The following is an 18,989-nucleotide window of genomic DNA, read 5'->3' as shown; positions in this document are numbered from 1 at the left end:
TCAGGCAGACACCAATCCATATATTTCCTCTCAGGTCTCTATTTTTTGAAAAACCGGGATTAGTCCCGTACTTCTCTAAATATATTGAATACATATAATTCATATCATCTATTTGCGAATCCAAGGGGATGTTCTATTAATGTTGATCTTATCCTGGAGTGGCCTGCTATGAATGAGACCCGAACCCGGGTTCTGCTGGGCAGCCCGATCCATCAAAAACCGGCTATTCTCGAGCAGTTTCTGAACTCTCTGCTGCGTCTGAACCTAACCAATATTGAGCTGCATTTCTATCTGATTGATGACAACCCGGACGAAGCTTCGAGTCAGCTGCTGCAGCAGTTCACCCAGAGCGGCAGAACGGTCTTCCTGCAATCCTCAGGGTTTCATGATGCTTATATCCGCGATGATACGACCCATTTCTGGAATTCCAATCTGGTCTGGAAGGTGGCCGGGTTCAAGAACCTGATGATCCGGCGGGCTGAAGCCTTCGGCTATGATTATCTGTTCCTGATCGACTCCGATCTAATCCTTCATCCGGATACGCTGCTGCATCTGATCCATACGGGCAAGGACATTATCTCCGAGGTGTTCTGGACCCAGTGGCAGCCGGGTACTCTGCTGCAGCCGCAGGTCTGGATGCATGACGAATACAACCAGTGGGAGGTGCTCCCGGGAGAGCAGCTCCCGCCTGAAGAGATCAACCGCCGCTTCCACGCCTTCCTGATGAAGATGCAGCAGCCGGGAATCTATGAAGTCGGCGGGCTCGGCGCCTGCACCCTGATCAGCAGCCGGGCCATCGCTTCCGGTGCCAGCTACGACCGGATTCACAACATCTCCTACTGGGGAGAAGACCGCCATTTCTGCATCCGTGCAGCGGCGCTTGGCATTCCGCTGTATGTCGACACCCACTACCCGGCGCTGCATCTCTACAGGGACAGCGACCTGCTCAAGGTGCCGGAGTTCATCCGGCAGACTTCGGGCGCGGAGGCTGGAGCTGGGCTGGAGTCGCCGGAGACGGGGCGATGTGACGGGGAATCGGAGCGGGATGCGCGGTATAGGGCGGAGCTTGAGCGGGAAGGGAAGGGCGAAGCGAACACAAGGCCGGATGGGTGGCACGAGGCGAAGCGGAGCGATGCCGAGTTAAATGAGGCAGAGCTAGGGCCCGAGGCGCGGAATGCGCCGGGGGCGGGACGGGGCGATGCGGAGACTGCGCGGGAATGGCGGAGTGACGCGGAGCTTGAGCGGGATCGACAGCTCGCGGCGGGCGCTCAGGCCGGCGGCGAGGAAACCGCTGCGCGCGAGGTTGCGCCTTCGGACAGCGGCGGCGCGGCGGACGGTTCAGACATGCAGAGCGCTGCCGATGCAGCGCCCGTGGATAAAAGAGCGCTGGATGCGAGCGCGGAGTGGGATGCGCTGTGGACCGAGGCGGAGGCCCGGCGGCGCTTGTCCAAGGAGCCGCTGCCAGAGGGCGGCGGCGAGATCCCGCTGCCGGGCGCCGGACTGGCGGCGGGCGCTGATGCGGCGGCGGACGGAGGCGCTGACGCGGCAGACGGTGCAGTTGCAGCAGGGCGGGGCGCTGAGCATGAAGCGGCGACCGGCTTCTCCGGAGCGGCGGCTAATTCAGCAGCTGTCCGGCGGCCCAAGCTGACGCTTACGATGATCGTCAAGAATGAGGGCTCGCGGTTTCTGCGGCAGGTTCTGCAGGAGCACCGCAAATATATCGATGAAGCTGTCGTTATCGACGACGGCAGCACGGATAACACAGCGGATATCTGCCGGGAGGTGCTTCAGGGCATTCCGCTGCATCTGATACGCAACAACGTCTCTAGATTCAGCAATGAATCCGAGCTGCGCCAGCAGCAGTGGGAGGCGGTCCTTCAGACGAATCCGGAGTGGATTCTGAGTCTGGATGCGGATGAGATTTTCGAGGCCGGATTCCCGGAAGAGGTGGATGCCTTGCTGCGTTCGGACAATTGCGACTTGTTCTGCTTCCGGCTCTACGATTTCTGGGACGATACTCATTACCGAGAGGATATGTACTGGCGGTCCCATCAGAGCTACCGGCCGTTCCTGCTCCGCTACCGGGAGGACTTCACTTATCTCTGGAACGATCTGCCGCAGCATTGCGGGCGGCTGCCGGAGAATATTTTCGAGCTGTCCCATCAGTTAAGCAATCTGCGGCTGAAGCATCTCGGCTGGTCGAAACCGGAATACCGGCTGGAGAAATATCTGCGCTATATGCTGCTGGACCCGGACGGCCAATACGGCTGGAAGGAACAATACCTGTCTATCCTCGACCAGCATCCCCATCTGATGCCCTGGAGCGAGTAGGCGGCGGGGATAGTAGAGCTTAGAGCTTCTATATAAACCACACTTAGGATTTCGGACAAACAAGTAACCAATAATCGCTTAACCGCTGCTGAGGCAGTGCTCCTGCCTTGCGGCTAATTGGACTTTGAAGTTCATTCTGTATGGGGCGGGTATACAGGTAACAGGTATAAATGTTGTAAATATTACAACCCGGATTCATAAATAACTGTTTATGCGGGAAGATTGTTGTATGAAATACAATAATCCTTTCAGTTAGCCGCTTGCAGAAGATGAAATGCTGCATTTCCTGCAACAATTCTCGATTTCGGCTGATTTATTGAAGAAAATGTTGTATTTTCTGCAGGATTTAAGTCGAACGTCACAAGAAAAGCGTCCAGCCTTAAGGCGGAACGCTTTTTTCTTTGCGGATTGCAGTTGGTGCCTTACGGAGGCATCGGCCGGGTCAGTTTACATTTTACAGCGAGCCAACCGTCTTCGCAGATTCCGGTTTCACTATAGTAACAGTCAGCTCACCCTCGGCTTCGTCAACCGTCATCACTGAGCCTTCCTCTGCTTCTCCGGCGATCAGCGCACGCGCCACCCGGGTCTCCAGGCTGCGCTGGATGAACCGCTTGAGCGGTCTTGCGCCGTACACGGAATCAAAGCCTTCCTCGGCAATGAAGCGGACGGCCTTGTCGCTCAGCGTAAGGCCGATGCCCCGCTCTGCCAGGCGCAGACGGAGACCGTTCACCAGCTTAACCACGATCTGCTGGGTTTCGCCTAGCGTCAGCGGTTTGAACATCACGATATCGTCCACCCGGTTAAGAAACTCTGGGCGGAAATGGCCGCTCAGCTCCTTCATCACCCGGTCCTTAACCGCTTCGGTCAGCTCACCGTTGTCATCGGTGCCCTGAATCAGATGCGGCGAGCCGATATTGGAGGTCATAATGATGATGGTGTTCTTGAAATCGACCACCCGGCCCTGCGAGTCGGTCAGCCGCCCGTCATCCAGCAGCTGCAGGAGAATGTTGAACACATCCGGATGGGCCTTCTCCACCTCGTCCAGCAGCACAACAGTGTATGGCTGGCGGCGCACCGCTTCGGTCAGCTGGCCGCCTTCTTCATAGCCGACATATCCCGGGGGAGCACCCACAAGGCGGGAGACACTGTGCTTCTCCATGTACTCCGACATGTCAATACGGATCATGCCGTCCTCGCGGTCAAACAGCGATACGGCCAGCGCTTTGGCCAGCTCGGTCTTACCGACACCGGTCGGCCCCAGGAACAGGAACGAACCGATGGGGCGGTTTGGGTCCTTGATGCCTGCTCTTGCCCGGAGCACAGCATCCGCCACCAGCCGGACGGCCTCATCCTGGCCGACTACCCGTTCATGCAGCGTATCCTCGAGCCGCAGCAGCTTATCCCGCTCGCCTTCCACGAGGCGGCTGACCGGGACGCCGGTCCAGCGCGAGACGATGTCGGCGATCTCCTCTTCCGTCACGGCCTCACGCAGCAGCCGGGTCTCCTGATCCTGCTGCGCGGCTTCCTCTGCGGCCTTCAGCTGCCGCTCCAGATCAGGAATTATGCCGTAGCTCAGCTCGGCGGACTTGTTCAGATCATAGATCTCCTGTGCATCGACCAGATCCTTGCGTGCCTGCTCTAACCGCTTCTTCAGCTCGCGGATGCCCTGGATCGCCGACTTTTCCTTCTCCCAGCGGACGGTCATGCCCAGATGCTTCTCCTTGAGGTCGGCCAGCTCCCGCTGCAGGATTTCCAGACGGCGCGCGCTGGCATCGTCGGTTTCCTTTTTGAGCGCGGCTTCTTCAATCTCCATCTGCATCAGGCGGCGGGTCACCTCATCCATCTCACCGGGCATGGAATCAATCTCCGTGCGGATCATCGCGCAGGCTTCATCCACCAGGTCAATCGCCTTATCCGGCAGGAACCGGTCCGTAATATAGCGGTTCGACAGGACACCGGCCGCGACGAGGGCGCTGTCATGGATCTTGACTCCGTGATGCACCTCGAAGCGTTCCTTGAGACCGCGCAGAATGGAGATGGTATCCTCGACATCCGGCTCGCTGACCAGCACCTGCTGGAAGCGGCGTTCCAGCGCCGGGTCCTTCTCGATATATTTGCGGTACTCATCCAGCGTCGTCGCCCCGATACAATGCAGCTCACCCCGGGCCAGCATCGGCTTCAGCATGTTGCCCGCGTCCATGGCCCCTTCGGTCTTACCGGCACCGACAATCGTATGCAGCTCATCAATGAACAGGATGATCCGGCCGTCACTTTCGCGGATTTCCTTCAGTACGGCCTGCAGCCGCTCCTCGAATTCCCCGCGGTATTTGGCTCCGGCAATCAGTGCGCTCATATCCAGCGAGAAAATCGTCTTGTCCTTCAGCCCCTCCGGCACATCCCGGCGGACAATCCGGTGGGCCAGCCCTTCCACAATCGCTGTTTTCCCTACACCGGGTTCGCCGATCAGTACGGGGTTGTTTTTGGTTTTGCGGGAGAGGATACGGATGACCCGGCGGATCTCCGCATCCCGTCCGATCACGGGATCAACCTTGCCCGCCCGCACCTCGGCCACCAGATCACGGCCGTATTTCTCCAGCACCTCATAGGTGGCCTCCGGCTCCCGGCTCGTCACCCGCTGGTGTCCGCGGATCTCGGCCAGCACCCCAAGCAGCTTCTCCCGGGTAACGCCCCGGCCCGTGAACAGCCCGCGCAGCTCGCGGTTCCCGCTGCCGGAGTCCGAGACCATCGCCAGCACAGCATGCTCTACGGCCACGAATTCGTCCTGCATCTTGGCCGCTTCCTTCTCGGCCTGCTCCAGCATGGCGATCAGCGCAGGCGAGGCATACCGCCGCATCGTGCCCGCTCCGCTTCCGCTTACGCTGGGCTTCCGCTGAAGCAGCACCTCCGTACCCTGCAGCAGCTCGGCTGCAGGAATATTCATCTTCTGCAGCAGCCGCGGCAGCAGGCCCTCATGCTGCTGAAGCAGTGCCTTCAGCAGATGAAGATTATCAATCTCCTGATGTCCGCTGGCCGCAGCCAGGGACTGGGCCTCTGCGACGGCTTCCTGCAGCTTCTGTGTAAGCTTGTTGAAATCCATAAGATCATCGCCTTTCCGTAAAATTATGCCGCTGCAGCCCCAGCTGCAGCATTCCATATGTCAGTCAGCCGGATAACCGACGTTATATATTCATCATTACCCCGTTGTCGCTCTGCGCCGCTGTGCCCCGCCGGGAGGCTGCCGTTTGGCTCCGGCCTGGAAGCTGCCGGAATCGGCCAGCTGGCGGTACAGCTTCTTCTCCGCTTCCGAGGTATCCGCCGGAATAACGATCTCGATCCGGAACAGGATGTCACCATTCGTTCCATTAGGACGCTTAAGCCCCTTGCCGGAGAGGCGCAGCGTTCGGCCGCCTGCCATACCTGCGGGGATCTTCAATTTCACCTGGCTGCCGTCCGGCAGGGCCACCTTGGCTTCTCCGCCAAGCACAGCCTGCCAGGGGGCAATCTCTACCGTGCCGAGTAAATCCCCGCCGCCGTCCGGTTCATAGATGTCATGGGGCAGGAGATGCAGCGAGACCAGCAGGTCGCCTCCCTGTCCCGCCCCGCTTCCGCCGCCGGGAACCCGGATCACCGTCCCTTCGGACGAGCGTGCCGGAATCTGCACACTCAGGTCTTTGCCTGCAGCCTGAACGCTGATATTTCCGCCTTTGTATGCCTGCTCCAGCGTAATCTCAAGCTGGGCCTGCATCGTACTGAACTCATCCGCCCAAGGGCTTCCCCCTTGGCGGACACCGCCGCTGCCGGAGAAGAAATCGAAGCCGGCGCGGTCCGCTGCCCCCCGGCTGCCGAAGAACATCCCGAACAGATCCTCTTCGGGAATACTGCTGCCGGAAGCAGCGCCGCTGCTCCAGCCCGCGCCAAAAGGCGATTCCCAGGACGCGGAGGAGGCTGCCCCGCTGCTCCGCGGACCCCTTGCCCCAGCGTAGCCGGCCCCGTAGCGCAGCTCCTCATCATAGATTTTCCGCTTCTCTTCATCACCCAGCACTTCGTACGCTTCGGCTGCTTCCTTGAATCTGGCTTCTGCCTCCGGGGCTTTGTTGACATCGGGATGCCACTTCTTAGCCAGCTTCTGATAAGCTTTTTTGATCTCCTGCTTCGAGGCCTGCCTGCCGACGCCCAGAGTCTCGTAATAATTTGCCGCCACTGGTACCTCCTCCTTTCGTATATTGGGAAGCTTATTCTATAGGTTATAGCATTCCGCCCTGTAACAAGCCTATTCCCGGTGCCGATGATTATTCACCAAGTCCCTTTCTCCGGGAAAAGACGCATCATAGCCGGTATCCCCACTACAATGCGCCCTGTATGATCATGCTATATGAAAAGCCCGGCGAAACCACTCTGCCGCAGGGGACCGGATAGGCCGGCGGCAGAAGCCGCTTAGCCCGGGAACCCCGCTGAACCCGGCTGCTTCAGCCAGACTTGGAAGTCCTGCTTCCTTCGCCTTCCTACATCCTTCCCCGGCGCTCCGGCTCTCCGCTTCCCCCGGAGACCGTTCACCAGTAAGCTGCACCTGCCGCTTACTGAAGCTGCGCGTCTGAAGAATGTCCGCCATCCTGAATTTCAATCCGTTTGCCCTGCGACTTCTGCCGTTTCGGCACTTCCAGGCTCAGCATCCCGTCTTTGAGTGAAGCGCGGATACCTTCCTCCGCAATATCCTGAACGTAGAAGCGGCGCACATACTCACCATACCGCCGTTCCCGGCGCACAGTCTGATGTTCCTTGTTCTCCTCGCTGTTCTCTTCTTTGCGTACTGCCTTGATCGTCAAGTAAGGGCTGGTATAATCGATGTCGATTTCTTCTTTTTTGAAGCCCGGAAGCTCGGCCTCAATCAGATACGCCCCTTCACTCTCGCGGATGTCTGTCCGGAAGGACAGCGTGGAGCTTGTCAGCGGTGCAAAGAAATCATCATTAAACACTTCGTTAAGCGACTTAGCCAGCACACCAAAAGCATCATCTCTGCGTTTACCAAAAGGAACCAAATCAAACATTATCCATTCTCCTCTCATTTGACTTTGAATTTGTTGTTGGTTTGACTTTGACTTTATTTGACCTATGGCTTTATTATAGTCGCCGGCTACACGGATGACAAAACTCATATAAGCCGAAAATCCCGTAAATCCCGGCGTTTCGGCTCGTTTTTTAGTATAAATTTTAACATTATTAATTATTTGACCTTATTTGACCTTGATACTTTATTTCACATGATTACTATCCACACCCTCACCGCCACAGTAAAAATAAAGAACTAGCGCCTAAAATATAACAAGTTAATTAAAGGAACTAGTGGGAATTGTCGATATAAACGTCATAGTAAAAATCCCGCAGCCAATGCGGATATGATGAGGTGATGAAGTGGCAAAAGCAGGACTGGGCATTATCTTCTTCGTCATAGGTTTTATTCTACATAGAACTTATGCAGCAGATCCTAACGTTATTATTTCTATTGTGATTGGAGGGCTTGGAGGAATTATCGGGTGGGCGACCGGCGGATTAATTAGGCCATTGCGCGTCAAGAAAGCTAGACCAGCTGATGATGAGGCCGCCGCTGCTTCCGAAGGGGTCCTGGAATCCTCAGACCAGCCCGCAGATGAATCAGAGCCTTCCGGCTCCGGAGGCTGGTTAGGACTTTTCGCAATAGGTATTGTTCTCTCACTCTTCGCGGGTGTGCGAATGCTTTATGGTAATTTCTCATTATTCGGCTCTGAAGGCCTTAAGCTTCTTACCGACCCTGACAGTAGCTACTACGTCGCTTCAATGCTTCCTAGTCTTGTGATAGAAACGGTATTAGTATGTATTCAGGTCGTAATGATCCTGTTCATTCTGTACCTGGGTCTCAAACATAAAAAATTATTCAAATACATATCTATATCTTTCATTGTATATAACATCTTACTTAATACCATAGATACCTTCATGTTCAGCCATGTACAGACTACTCTTTCCGGTATCATACCGGATGATACCTCTTATACGGATATCTTCCGGTCCTTCATTTATGCTGTGATCTGGATCCCCTATTTCCTGCGGTCAAAGAGAGTCAAGAATACGTTTATTTATTAACATTTTTGTACATAGTCTCTTCAATTCTTCCGGACCTGCGTTATTGTTGAATCAGCTTTCGCAGGTCCGCTTTACCCTCCCTATTTCACATACCGCTCACGGTATTCGCTATCCAGCATGCCCATCATAATCACATCATGGTACTCATGGTTATAATAGAGCGTCTGGCGCCGTACACCCTCACGGACAAAACCGATTGATTCATACACATGCGCAGCGCGGGCATTATAGCTATAGACCTCCAGCTCAATCCGGTGCAGATTCAGAATGCCGAAGCCGTAGTCCAGCATCAGCAGCAGTGCTTCCCGTCCATACCCTTGTCCTTGATGCCGCTCCTCACCGATGGCGATCCGCAGATTTGCACTGCGGTTGTCAGGGTCTATATCCTGAATGGCGATATCGCCGATCACCTCATCAGTCTCCCTAAGGGCGATAAGCAGCAGCACCGTACTGTCGTCCCCTGATTTGCGCGCGATATAATTCTCTATCTGCTCTTTGGTGATATGCTTTTTCGTACCTGTAAGTCTGCGGACTTCCGTGCCGTAGAACATATGGTAATACAATTCGGCGTCTTCCCCGTTAAGCGGGCGCAGATATACCTTTTTGCCTGTTACAAGCGCTGAATGTCTGGTCATTCCCGTCATCTCCCGACTGTTGTTATAGCTCTTATGGTAATGCAGATCTGCATACTATAAAATATACAAAAACGTCTAATTTCAAAGGACAGATTCGAAGGTGTATGATGCTGCTTGTCCCTACTCTGAATGAGCACAGCGAAATTCCTTACTATATACAGCTCTATGATTATTTTGCAAAAGAGATTATCGGCGGCGCTCTCCCCAGTGGTACACGCCTGCCTTCCATCCGCCGCCTGGCGGCATTATGCGGTATCAGCGCCACTCCTGTCGAGCTTGCCTACCAGCAGCTGCTTGCCGAGGGCTTCATCGCCAGCAAACCGCGCAGCGGTTACACTATCCTGCCAGTCCATAGGAATGGCAGCCCTGCAGAAGCCGAAGAGCGGCCACGTCCGGCTGTCCGTCCCATTACTCCGCGCGATTCGCGGCAATACGCATATGATTTCCACATGTCACGGAATGATTTCTCTTTATTTCCGCATAAAATATGGCGCAGCCTCTACCAGGAACAGCTCGCGAATCCGGACCTGCTCCAGTATGGTGATCCGCAGGGGGAGCCGGCGCTCCGCGGGAGCATTGCCGCCCATTTGCGGCAGTTCCGTGGGCTGCGCTGTACAGAGAAGCAAATTGTGGTCGGCGGCGACCAGTATACGCTGTGCTCTTTGTTATGCCTAATGCTTAAAGAACGGGTGACGCGGCTCGGAATAGAAGACCCGGGGTATCACCTGCTGCCCGCAGCATTCAAACGCGGTGGTTATGAGATTATGCCCATTCCGCTGGAGGAAGACGGGCTGATGATAGAGAAGCTGTACCGAAGCGGGGCTGACGCCGTATACATCTCCCCTTCCCATCAGTTTCCCAGAGGCATGGCGATGCCGGTAGCCAAACGCTTCGCCTTGCTGGATTGGGCCCGGTCAGCGGGCGGCTATATCATTGAAGATGATTATGACGGGGAGTTCCGCTATCATGGACGGCCCATTCCTGCGCTTCAGGGACTTGAAGCGGACAGTCCGGTAATCTATATGTGCAGCTTCGCGCAATCGGTAACTCCTGCCCTGTGCATTCACTATATGGTTCTGCCGGAGGAGCTGCTGCCGCTCTATCACAGCCTGAGAAGCGAGCTGTATCTGGAGCACTCGGCTTCGCGGCTGCATCAGATTGCGCTGCATTATTTTATGGAAAGAGGGCACTTCGAGAAACATCTGCGCAGGATGCGGCTGCTCTATCAGCGCAAGCATGACCTGCTTCTGCGCTCGGTCCAGCGCTATTTCGGCGATGCAGCAGCCGTCAGCGGACGGGATGCCGGATTTCATCTTCTCCTGACCCTGAAACCGCCCGCAGCGGGCAGTGCACGGGAGCTTGCTGCAGCAGCGGAAGCCGAAGGTATCCGTGTTACGCCTATGTCGTATACGTGGTGTGATACGCCGGACTGCGATGAACCGGAATTCATTCTGGGCTTCGGCGGGATTGCCGAGGATCTGATTGATGAGGGAATCCGCAGGCTGGCGGAAGTGTGGCTGGGATAGCATTTTAACGATGCATAATTACCTATGATGAGGTGGAATTACAATGACACTGGCACATTTCCTAGGAGCGGATTGGCCGCTGCCGACCGGATATTTCGGCTATCATTATTCGTACCAAAAGTACTCAGAAATTCACCTGACTGATGACAAGAACGCACTTCATAATATTATAGACTTATCTCATCTGAATGACACCAAGGTACAGGTGTATGAAACCGAACTGGATGCTGTAGGGCTAGAGATTGGAGAGTTCCTCTACCCGCCCTTCAGAGAGAACAAGATCATCACTAAGCCCTATGTCTACGGCTTCAATGGCGAGGCTTGCAATATCACTGAGGAAATCCGCGCGGGTTATCCTGAACTCTACCAACAAAACTTAAAGTGCCTAAACCTGCTGCTCTCCCTCATGGACGAACGTCTGTCTGAAGGAGAAAGTATAGAGATATACTCCTGCTGGGATAGTGAGACGTGGATGGAACGCAATGCATTGCTTGATCGGGCTCTTCATCTGCCATCCTTCGATCCGCTGACAGAGTCTATAGAATTTGTAGATAAACAGCTTATAACTATTACCAAATAAAGTGTAGACTCTATCTATCTTGTCCGCCCGGGGTCCATCCGGATACATAAATACTTAATCATCAGCCTGTCCCTCTACTTATATTGCGCCAGCATTCCCGCCAGCGTCCGCTTCACCTCCGCCACCAGCTCCGGCGGCTCCTGTACTGTGGCCTCATTGCAGAGGCCGATTACGAAACGCGCGAAGAAGCCCAGATCGCTCTGCGGGATATCCCCTTCCAGCCAGCCCGTGCCATCCCCGCGGATATGCAGCAGGGGTGAGGACCATACCTCGGCTTCGCAGGCTTGTACGCCTCCATTCCCCAGTTCAACGAACAGCCGGACAATGCTTTTATCACCCTGCTGAGTTTGACTGCTGTAATCATCCTTATTTCCCAAATGGACATGCTTCAGATCAAGCGCTTCCGGCCCCGATTCGCCGTATCCGGCAAACTGAATCCGGTCGCAGCGGAATACACGGATATCGCCGCGCAGGAAGCAATAGGCCGGGCAATACCACAAGCCATTATGGGCGTAGATGCCCACTGGCTGAATCCATCTCTCCTTACGCTGCCCCTTCGTTTCATAATCGATCAGCAGCACCTTTTGACCGGTGGCCGCTTCCAGCAACAGAGACAGATAGGGGAACTCCGCCTGTCTCGCCGGGGTGAGGAAATCAATCCGGTTCTTCATCTCGTCAATCCGGTCACGGACATCGCCGGACATATAGTTATAGAATTTATGCAGGGCAGCTAATGATTCCTCCTTGAAGGGGAGATACTTGTAGTGGCGCAGGGCATGGCTGGCGAAAAAAATCGCCACCGCCTCCTCCTCCGTGAACGCGATCGGCGGCAGAATTCTTTCGTTCAGCACCTGATAGCCTCCATGCGGCCCCACTTCGGAATAGAGCGGAACGCCTAACTCCCCCAGCTCCTGCAAATCCCTGAGGATGGTCCGGGAGGATACATTGAATTCGTCGGCCAGCTCTTTGACGGTGAATTTCCGCTTGCGGTTGACGGTCATCATCAGGTCCAGCAGCCTTTTGGATTTAGACATCAGCATCACTCCATTTATTATTATATTCATGACAATACCTGTCACTATTATAGACTACACTATAATTAAAGCCGGTTAGTACAGGCAAATCAAATTCTAAGGAGCGATTTAGACATGACCCTGCAAGTAAATCCTTTTATTCTGGTGGACGGTACAGCAAGTGAGGCGATTGCCTTTTATCAGGAGGCGCTGGGTGCAACGCTGCTCTTCAAGCAAACTGTGGGCGAAGGCCCGCAGAACCCTGACTCCCCGATGACCGAACTGGAAAAAGCGCGTATAGCCCATTCCGTCCTGCTGGTGGATGAAACCAAGTTTTTCGTCGCAGATCAGGAAATTGGCCAGCCGCTGAGCCATGGCAATGGCATCACCATCTGTATCACAGCGGATACTGCGGAGGAAGCGCAGCAGCTGTATGACTCGCTCAAGGCAGGCGGAACGGTTGATATTGAGCTGGCTCCGGCTTATTTCAGCCCCGCCTTTGGCATGGTTACCGATAAGTACGGTGTATGCTTCCAGATCTTCACGAAGCGGGCGCATTAAAGCTCAAGCGGGCTGGGGTGAACCCTTCAGGCGCAGGATACAAAAAGCACTGTCTCCCGGAATCTCCGGTGAGACAGTGCTTTTGGCCGTCACGGCTCCGCACCAGCCGCGCGCTAATATAATGCCCGCCACAGATAAAATGTGGCGTATGCCTCCCAGCCCTGCCAGGGCTGGGCCAGGACGAGCAGCTCCGCTGGCGTCGGCTTGCGGTCCATACCGGTGAGGAACTTGATCACGTTCTGCAGGCCGACATCGCCGACGGGATATGAGGAGCTATCCCGCAAGCAGCGCATGCGTACATACTGGGAGGTCCACGGCCCGATCCCGCGGATCTGCAGCAGCCGCTGCTCGGCGGCGGCCGGAGACGGAAGCGCCAGCAGCTCTTCACGGCTCAGCTCTCCGCTTGCAATCAGCGAGGCTACTGTGAGGATTGTCTGTGCTTTGCTGCGGGTCAGCTGCAGGGCGCATAGTTCTTCGATCTGCACCTCCGAGAAGACCTCCGGTCCGGGGAACCGGTAGTAGGTCCGGCCTCCCCACTCCAGAGATTCTCCATACACTTCGGTCAGGCGCTGCTTCAGCCTGTAGGCAAAAGCCAGGTTCACCTGCTGGCCCAGAATCGCCCAGCATAACGCCTCGAACAGATCCGGGATGCCGATAATCCGCAGCCCCCGGTGCTGAATTGCCAGCGGCCGGAGCAGCGGGTCCGCTTCTGCAACCCGGTAGAACGGGGTAAGATCGCGGTCCAGATCGAACCACTCTACAATATAACGGGCCAGCCATTCCTGCTCCAGGACGCCGGGGACAGCGCCGTGCAGCCGGGTTACGCTCAGCCTGTTCCCTTCAGGCACACTTAACCGGATTAGGACCGGGCCATCCTCCAGCTTGAACATCCGGGTCACTCCCGAGTCATCCGTCTGGAACAGGCATTCCAGCGGCGAACGGTTCATGTACTCCAGACAGGCGTCCAGGTTGAAATCTTCCGGCAGCGGCAGCTCAAAAAGCAAATCGTTCATGGCCCGCCGCCTTCACATTTAGAATCCCTTCCAGTTGAAGCAGCTCCTGCTTCAGCTGCAATCCGCCCCGGTAACCGGTTAAGGTGCCGTTCGCACCGATCACCCGGTGGCAGGGCACAATGACCGGCAGCGGATTCTGCCCGTTAGCCGTGCCGACAGCCCGGACTGCCAGCGGTCTGCCAATCCGTGCGGCCAACTCCTTGTAGGTTGCAACCTCACCATGCGGGATCGTAAGCAGCCCCCGCCATACCTCCTGCTGAAACGGAGTGCCCCATAAATCAAGCGCAAGACTATTGAAATCGACCGTTTCTCCATCAAAATAACGGCGCAGCAGCTCTATAACCCCAAGCTGCTCAAACCGCCCGGCACCCTCCAGGAATTCATAGTCCGGAGCATACATCTTCAGCCAGGCGGCCGGCAGCTGCCCTCCATCCTGCGGATAGGACACGCGGATAAGTCCCTTGCTGCTGGCCCATAGGGTCCACTCCCGATTCCCGAGATTCAGGGTATGGTGATATATCGTGTGCCGGTTCGGACTCTGGTTTATATTCATATTCATCCTAATTTCCTCCCTCATTATGCTTACTGCGATATTCCGTAGGGGACAGACCGGATTTCTTGACGAACCAGGCTGCGAAGTGGGACGCGCTGCGGAATCCAACTGCCTTGCCTACATCGGCAATGCCTGTATCCGTCTCCGCCAGCAGCCTGCGGGCTTCGCCCGTGCGCAGTTCATCCAGTCTGGCAGCAGGCGACTGGCCGGTTACCCGCTTGTAGGTCCGCTGCAGATGGAACGGGCTGACCTTCAGCTGCTCCGCCATCGACTGCAGTGTCAGCTTGCTCCCGAACTGCCCGTCCATAATGGCATCCGCCTGCGACGCCAGCACGGCATCCGGCCGGAGGGTGCCGCCTTCTTCGGGGCGGCATCTTTTACAGGGCCGGAATCCCTCGCGGACAGCCTCCTGCAGGGAGCCGTAGAATACCACATTGGCTGCCTTCGGCGTTCTTGCCCGGCAGGAAGGCCTGCAGACAATACGTGTCGTCAGCACTGCTGTATAGTAAACACCGTCATAGGTCGGCTCACGCCGCACCACCGAATCGTAAATACGCTCAAATAATTGCGGCTCCATCCTGAATCACCTCTTACCGCCAGTATAAACGATTCGTTTTGGCTTATGCAGCATATTGGAATAGGAGAGCAAGATTACGACAGCGTGAAGGGGCAGCTGGAGATGCAGATGTGCCTGTAGATGCACGTTTGCTGGCCTGCTGAAGTTACAGTGTTAAACACTTCGATTAGATAGTGATTAGCGTATCTCTCCCTGCGGACTGAGATTCCGCTAATTCTCACAATCCGGGCTTTTTCCGCGCCACGCGGACTGTAAAGACCTTATTCCCTGCTGTAAGGGGTAATTTGAGGGGGAATACGGAAAATAAAGGATCTGTAGTCCGCGACAGCTGCCAGACTGATGATTTCAGCAAAATAACGGAACTGTAGTCCGCAAGCGGAGAACTACCCGGGCTTTTGTTCGCGGCGTGTCCAATCTGCAGCCCTCAATGTACAATTTGGTTGAAATACCCCTTATTCTATGCAATAATCACTGGCGGTAAATAGAATTAAATTCCATTGAAATGTATAAGCTACGTCTCAATTTAATAGGAGGACTCAGCGGCTAATGCACCTGTCAGATATCCGCTACGAACGCTTCAGTAACAAGGACTACTCTACCGCCAGAGAATTATTAACCCAGGATGCGGAGACTGGCGCAGACCTCCTCCGGTTGCTTGATGAAGAACCGGAAACGTTTATTTGCGCTTTTATTAAGGATACACTTGTTGCACTGGCTCAAATGGAAGCGCCTGCACATCAGTCACATTTACAAGTGTTCGTCGCTCCCCGGTATCGCAGACAAAGAATCGGCACGGCGATGGTGCAGGCTGCCGAGACACAGTTGCAGGCAGGCGGAACCCGCGCGGTCAGCACCTCCTTTCGTTCCGTGGCTCCAGCATCTCCCGGGTTTGCCCGTAAGCTCGGTTACGCTCCATATTACTCACTTGTTTATATGCAGCGGACCGGCGGTTTCTTTGCTCAGGAGGAGGCTCCCGTAAGGCTGTATACAGATGAGGACTTTCTTCCAGCCCACTCGCTCTATGCCACTGCATTTCATGAAATGCGCGTCCGTGTCGGCTGCTTCCCGGATTCTGTAGTTGCCCAGCCTAATAAGGGCAGACGAAACGCCTGGAGAGCGGACGCGGAAGACCGGTTTGTCTATGAGTTCAATGGGGAAATCGCCGCTTACAGCCACCTTCACGGGAATGAAATCAGCAGTGTCAGCGTACGTTCAGACCTTCAGGGACGCGGGATCGGACGAGAGTTTGTGAAGTACCTATGCAATGAGATCTATCAGCGCGGCCATGCAACCGTCGTTCTGTGCTGTGTCGTTGGGAATGAAGCCCGGCAGCTCTATGACAGCCTCGGGTTTCAGGAGACGCATATTACGGAGTATATGAGAAAACCGCTGGGAAGCGTGTAAAAGGTCTGCACCAATTAAGAGTCTACAAAAGCGTTCTGCAACGAAGTTCTAGAGACCAGCTGCGGACTAAACCCTCCGGAGGTCTGGTCGCTTGGCTAAATGAATGACCACAAGTTGTAATCCACAATCCAATAGAGAACGGAGAGGTAAACAGTATGAGTAACCTGGGATCACGGAATATCAGTGTGGTAACGTTGTTCGTTGAGGATCTGCCTGGCACCATGGCATTCTATCAGGAGGTTTTTGGTCTTGAAGAGGTGTACGCGGACGAGAATTCGGCCGTCTACGATTTCGGCAATATGAGCATCAATCTGCTGCACATCTCTGAAGCTCCCGGGCTGATTGAGCCCGCTGCCGTTGCCGGCCCCGCCTCCGGATCACGATTTCAGTTCACAATCCGCGTGGAGGATGTGGATGCGGTATGCACAGAATTAACTGCACGCGGCGTAAGCCTATTGAACGGACCCATGAACCGGCCTTGGGGCATCCGCACAGCCAGCTTCGCAGACCCGGCAGGACATATTTGGGAGGTTGCTCAGGAGCTGGTATAGCTACACAATGCATTGGAAAGAGTGTAACAAATACAACCTCTCCTTCATTTCACCAATAGCGGCAACAGTGGTATTAAAAAGCTTACGTAAAACCTAATGCGGTGTATTACCATAGAATCTTGGCTTACAAGACAGACCGCAAAATACAAAATTTGATTTCAATTTACATTTTATGCCCTAAAATAGTGTCAAGATATAAACATAATAGATATATAGGAAAATAAATAAGAGAATGGTAATAGGTTTGCACTATTGGGATGGGTGGTAATAAATGTGAAAAATGAATCGAATGAAACTGATGATTTTGATTTTGAAAACAAAAAGATAGGTCTGGCATTATCGGGCGGGGGATACCGCGCCTCATTTTTTCATTTAGGTGTTTTAGCTAACCTCGCCGAAAAAGATTTGTTAAAAAGAATTAGTGTAATCTCCACCGTTTCTGGTGGCTCCATTATAGGAGCTCTTTATTTTTTGAAACTAAGAGAAAGGTTTAACCAAAAAGGGCAGCTTAGTCATATCGACTATATAGAAATCGTACAAGAGCTTGAAAAAGATTTCAACCTTGGCGTTTCAAAAAACATCCGATCAAAAGTATTCCTTCATCCTTTAACTGAACTTCGGGCTGTCTTTCAATCCAGAGAAAAGATACTGGCCAAACTATACTGCAAGTACTTTTACAAGACTGATTTGAGAATGGACCAATTAAATGACAGCAGACTCCCCAAGTTAATTATAAATGCCACACTTCTTAGAAATGGAGGTCCATGGTATTTCTCTCAAAACGATATGGGGCAGTATGCGGACAGTAAAATCATAAATTCAGAAGGTCCAGTCTCATATTCTGATAATCCGATTTACTTGAAAGATGCTATTGCTGCTTCTTCGGCGGTACCAGGATTATTTAATTACGTGAAGATTCGTATCAACTCAGCGGCGCATAAGTTTGTAGATGGTGGGGCTTTCGATAATTTAGGATTATTTTCATTACAAAAAGAATCATGTGAATTCTTCATACTGAGCGATGGATCTAGGCAACTTGTAGAGGAGGAACTCATACCCAGAAAACGTATTTCTGTTCTGAAACGTAGCTATGATGCCAGCTTGGAATTAAATAAAAAAATGATGCTAGAAACTTGCGAAAACTATGTACATATTCATCTTAAAGATAACCACCCAGATATTGATCAAAAGGTTAGTGCAGCTTTATCCGAACTGAGAACGGATTTAAATAAGTTCTTACCATATGAAAGGAATTCATTAAGTTTCTTTGCTTACTCACTAGCTAACAAAATAAATTTTCAAAGTAATGTTAGCATAACACTACATGGAGATTTTGTATTTAAAGATAATGCTAATGCCACTCTCATGCAAACCCCTACAGAAAAATTTAAATATGCACTTAGGAATGGTCGAAAGCTAAATCATTCAAGCAGTAAAAGTTTTATACAAGCATTAATTGAGATGAAGCTTTTTATCACTACATTCTCTTTGATTTTTCTTTTATCAATCTGGTACGCTTTATTAGCCTCGTTTAAGGTTATACCTGGAAATGATCTTGTGATATTCAGTTATTTCCAAACCTCCATGATCATCATTTCTGCTATTTCTCTTTACTCCCTAGTTCTTACTGGGCTAAATGATTTCAAACATTATATTGATTTTGCCATAGGTAAATTATTTCATTTAGTACTGTCATTATTATATTTGCTCGCCATAACAACAGTTTTTGTTGTACTTCTTGGATTAATCATAATAGGGGCAATTAAAATATTCACCTAAATTTAGTAGAATGTAATACTCTGATGCATATTATGATCTACAATTTTCGTCGATTAAATTTAATATATCCCACATTCTTAATGAATATCAAAAAGAGTGCATTTGTTTGGGGACAGATAAAAAGATGTTATGGGTATAATAAGTTCATTTCAAGATACCTACAAGAGGAGACTTATTTTATAACCTTTATGCTATGAGCCTATGGAATAACTCTATCAGCACTTATAAAACTCCTTATTCAAAAGGAAGATGCAATCACAAAGTTACATGCCTGACTCTTATGAAAGCAACACAACTGATTATATCTTTTGAAGAAGCTTATCAAATACTTATCAAATATTTAGCTCAG

At 52.8% G+C, this 18,989-nt stretch carries 17 protein-coding genes; 8 read left to right on the top strand and 9 right to left on the bottom strand.

Features of this window, described 5'->3' with window-relative positions; all coding sequences use genetic code 11:
• The first annotated feature begins 168 nt into the window (after positions 1 to 168).
• Positions 169 to 2,331 (top strand): glycosyltransferase, encoded by a 2,163-nt coding sequence (locus tag NSU01_RS01500; protein WP_076243494.1) that lies wholly within the window; start codon positions 169 to 171, stop codon positions 2,329 to 2,331.
• A gap of 454 nt (positions 2,332 to 2,785) precedes the next feature.
• Here the strand turns inward: NSU01_RS01500 and clpB are convergent, their stop codons facing one another.
• The 4 genes from clpB to NSU01_RS01480 form a co-directional block, all read right to left on the bottom strand.
• A complete protein-coding gene (gene clpB / locus NSU01_RS01495; RefSeq protein ID WP_076243493.1) occupies positions 2,786 to 5,428 on the bottom strand; it encodes an ATP-dependent chaperone ClpB in 2,643 nt (880 codons plus the stop codon).
• Between the two features lie 96 nt (positions 5,429 to 5,524).
• Positions 5,525 to 6,532, bottom strand: a complete 1,008-nt coding sequence (locus NSU01_RS01490; protein WP_052421629.1) for a DnaJ C-terminal domain-containing protein — start codon at positions 6,530 to 6,532, stop codon at positions 5,525 to 5,527.
• Positions 6,533 to 6,694: 162 nt separating this feature from the next.
• Positions 6,695 to 6,940: a hypothetical protein gene (locus tag NSU01_RS01485; RefSeq protein WP_042231823.1), complete on the bottom strand. Its 246-nt coding sequence runs from the start codon at positions 6,938 to 6,940 to the stop codon at positions 6,695 to 6,697.
• Entirely contained in the window at positions 6,906 to 7,376 is a 471-nt protein-coding gene (locus NSU01_RS01480) for an Hsp20/alpha crystallin family protein (protein WP_042231820.1), read from the bottom strand. Before NSU01_RS01480 ends, NSU01_RS01485 begins: the two co-directional genes overlap by 35 nt.
• A gap of 364 nt (positions 7,377 to 7,740) precedes the next feature.
• Between NSU01_RS01480 and NSU01_RS01475 the strand changes: the two genes are divergently transcribed.
• A complete protein-coding gene (locus NSU01_RS01475) occupies positions 7,741 to 8,448 on the top strand; it encodes a DUF2569 domain-containing protein (protein WP_042132875.1) in 708 nt (235 codons plus the stop codon).
• 80 nt (positions 8,449 to 8,528) lie between these two features.
• Here the strand turns inward: NSU01_RS01475 and NSU01_RS01470 are convergent, their stop codons facing one another.
• Positions 8,529 to 9,083, bottom strand: coding sequence for a GNAT family protein (locus tag NSU01_RS01470; protein ID WP_076243492.1), 555 nt, complete (start codon positions 9,081 to 9,083; stop codon positions 8,529 to 8,531).
• Between the two features lie 104 nt (positions 9,084 to 9,187).
• Between NSU01_RS01470 and NSU01_RS01465 the strand changes: the two genes are divergently transcribed.
• Together NSU01_RS01465 and NSU01_RS01460 are read left to right on the top strand one after the other, a co-directional pair.
• The gene (locus NSU01_RS01465) at positions 9,188 to 10,609 is read left to right on the top strand and encodes a PLP-dependent aminotransferase family protein (RefSeq protein ID WP_305954196.1); all 1,422 of its coding nucleotides are present in this window, start codon (positions 9,188 to 9,190) and stop codon (positions 10,607 to 10,609) included.
• Positions 10,610 to 10,652: 43 nt separating this feature from the next.
• The gene (locus NSU01_RS01460; RefSeq protein WP_076243490.1) at positions 10,653 to 11,189 is read left to right on the top strand and encodes a hypothetical protein; all 537 of its coding nucleotides are present in this window, start codon (positions 10,653 to 10,655) and stop codon (positions 11,187 to 11,189) included.
• Positions 11,190 to 11,263: 74 nt separating this feature from the next.
• Here the strand turns inward: NSU01_RS01460 and NSU01_RS01455 are convergent, their stop codons facing one another.
• Positions 11,264 to 12,223 carry a YafY family protein gene (locus NSU01_RS01455; RefSeq protein WP_076243489.1) on the bottom strand — a complete coding sequence of 320 codons (960 nt, stop codon included), beginning with the start codon at positions 12,221 to 12,223 and terminating at the stop codon, positions 11,264 to 11,266.
• 114 nt (positions 12,224 to 12,337) lie between these two features.
• Between NSU01_RS01455 and NSU01_RS01450 the strand changes: the two genes are divergently transcribed.
• Positions 12,338 to 12,763, top strand: coding sequence for a VOC family protein (locus NSU01_RS01450; RefSeq protein ID WP_076243488.1), 426 nt, complete (start codon positions 12,338 to 12,340; stop codon positions 12,761 to 12,763).
• Positions 12,764 to 12,876: 113 nt separating this feature from the next.
• On the opposite strand, the gene NSU01_RS01445 is transcribed toward NSU01_RS01450, so the two are convergent.
• The 3 genes from NSU01_RS01445 to NSU01_RS01435 are packed head-to-tail and all read right to left on the bottom strand — an operon-like array spanning position 12,877 to position 14,906.
• Positions 12,877 to 13,776, bottom strand: coding sequence for a DNA-3-methyladenine glycosylase (locus tag NSU01_RS01445; RefSeq protein ID WP_042132866.1), 900 nt, complete (start codon positions 13,774 to 13,776; stop codon positions 12,877 to 12,879).
• On the bottom strand, positions 13,757 to 14,335 hold the full coding sequence (locus NSU01_RS01440) for a methylated-DNA--[protein]-cysteine S-methyltransferase (RefSeq protein WP_256703812.1): 579 nt from the start codon (positions 14,333 to 14,335) through the stop codon (positions 13,757 to 13,759). The genes NSU01_RS01445 and NSU01_RS01440 overlap by 20 nt, the downstream gene beginning before the upstream one ends.
• Position 14,336: 1 nt before the next feature.
• Complete coding sequence (locus NSU01_RS01435; RefSeq protein WP_042132865.1) at positions 14,337 to 14,906, bottom strand: Ada metal-binding domain-containing protein; 570 nt, start codon at positions 14,904 to 14,906, stop codon at positions 14,337 to 14,339.
• A gap of 546 nt (positions 14,907 to 15,452) precedes the next feature.
• On the opposite strand from NSU01_RS01435, the gene NSU01_RS01430 reads away from it, so the two are divergent.
• From NSU01_RS01430 to NSU01_RS01420, 3 genes are all read left to right on the top strand, one after another.
• Positions 15,453 to 16,310 (top strand): GNAT family N-acetyltransferase, encoded by an 858-nt coding sequence (locus tag NSU01_RS01430; protein WP_076243487.1) that lies wholly within the window; start codon positions 15,453 to 15,455, stop codon positions 16,308 to 16,310.
• A gap of 155 nt (positions 16,311 to 16,465) precedes the next feature.
• Entirely contained in the window at positions 16,466 to 16,861 is a 396-nt protein-coding gene (locus NSU01_RS01425; RefSeq protein ID WP_076243486.1) for a VOC family protein, read from the top strand.
• Between the two features lie 273 nt (positions 16,862 to 17,134).
• Positions 17,135 to 18,640 (top strand): patatin-like phospholipase family protein, encoded by a 1,506-nt coding sequence (locus tag NSU01_RS01420; protein ID WP_076243485.1) that lies wholly within the window; start codon positions 17,135 to 17,137, stop codon positions 18,638 to 18,640.
• Positions 18,641 to 18,989: the final 349 nt, after the last annotated feature.

Source organism: Paenibacillus sp. FSL H8-0259 (assembly GCF_037963255.1).
GTDB lineage: Bacteria > Bacillota > Bacilli > Paenibacillales > Paenibacillaceae > Paenibacillus_AQ > Paenibacillus_AQ phytohabitans.
The sequence above is the reverse complement of the archived record's forward strand: the minus strand, read 5'-3'. Positions and strand labels throughout refer to the sequence as shown.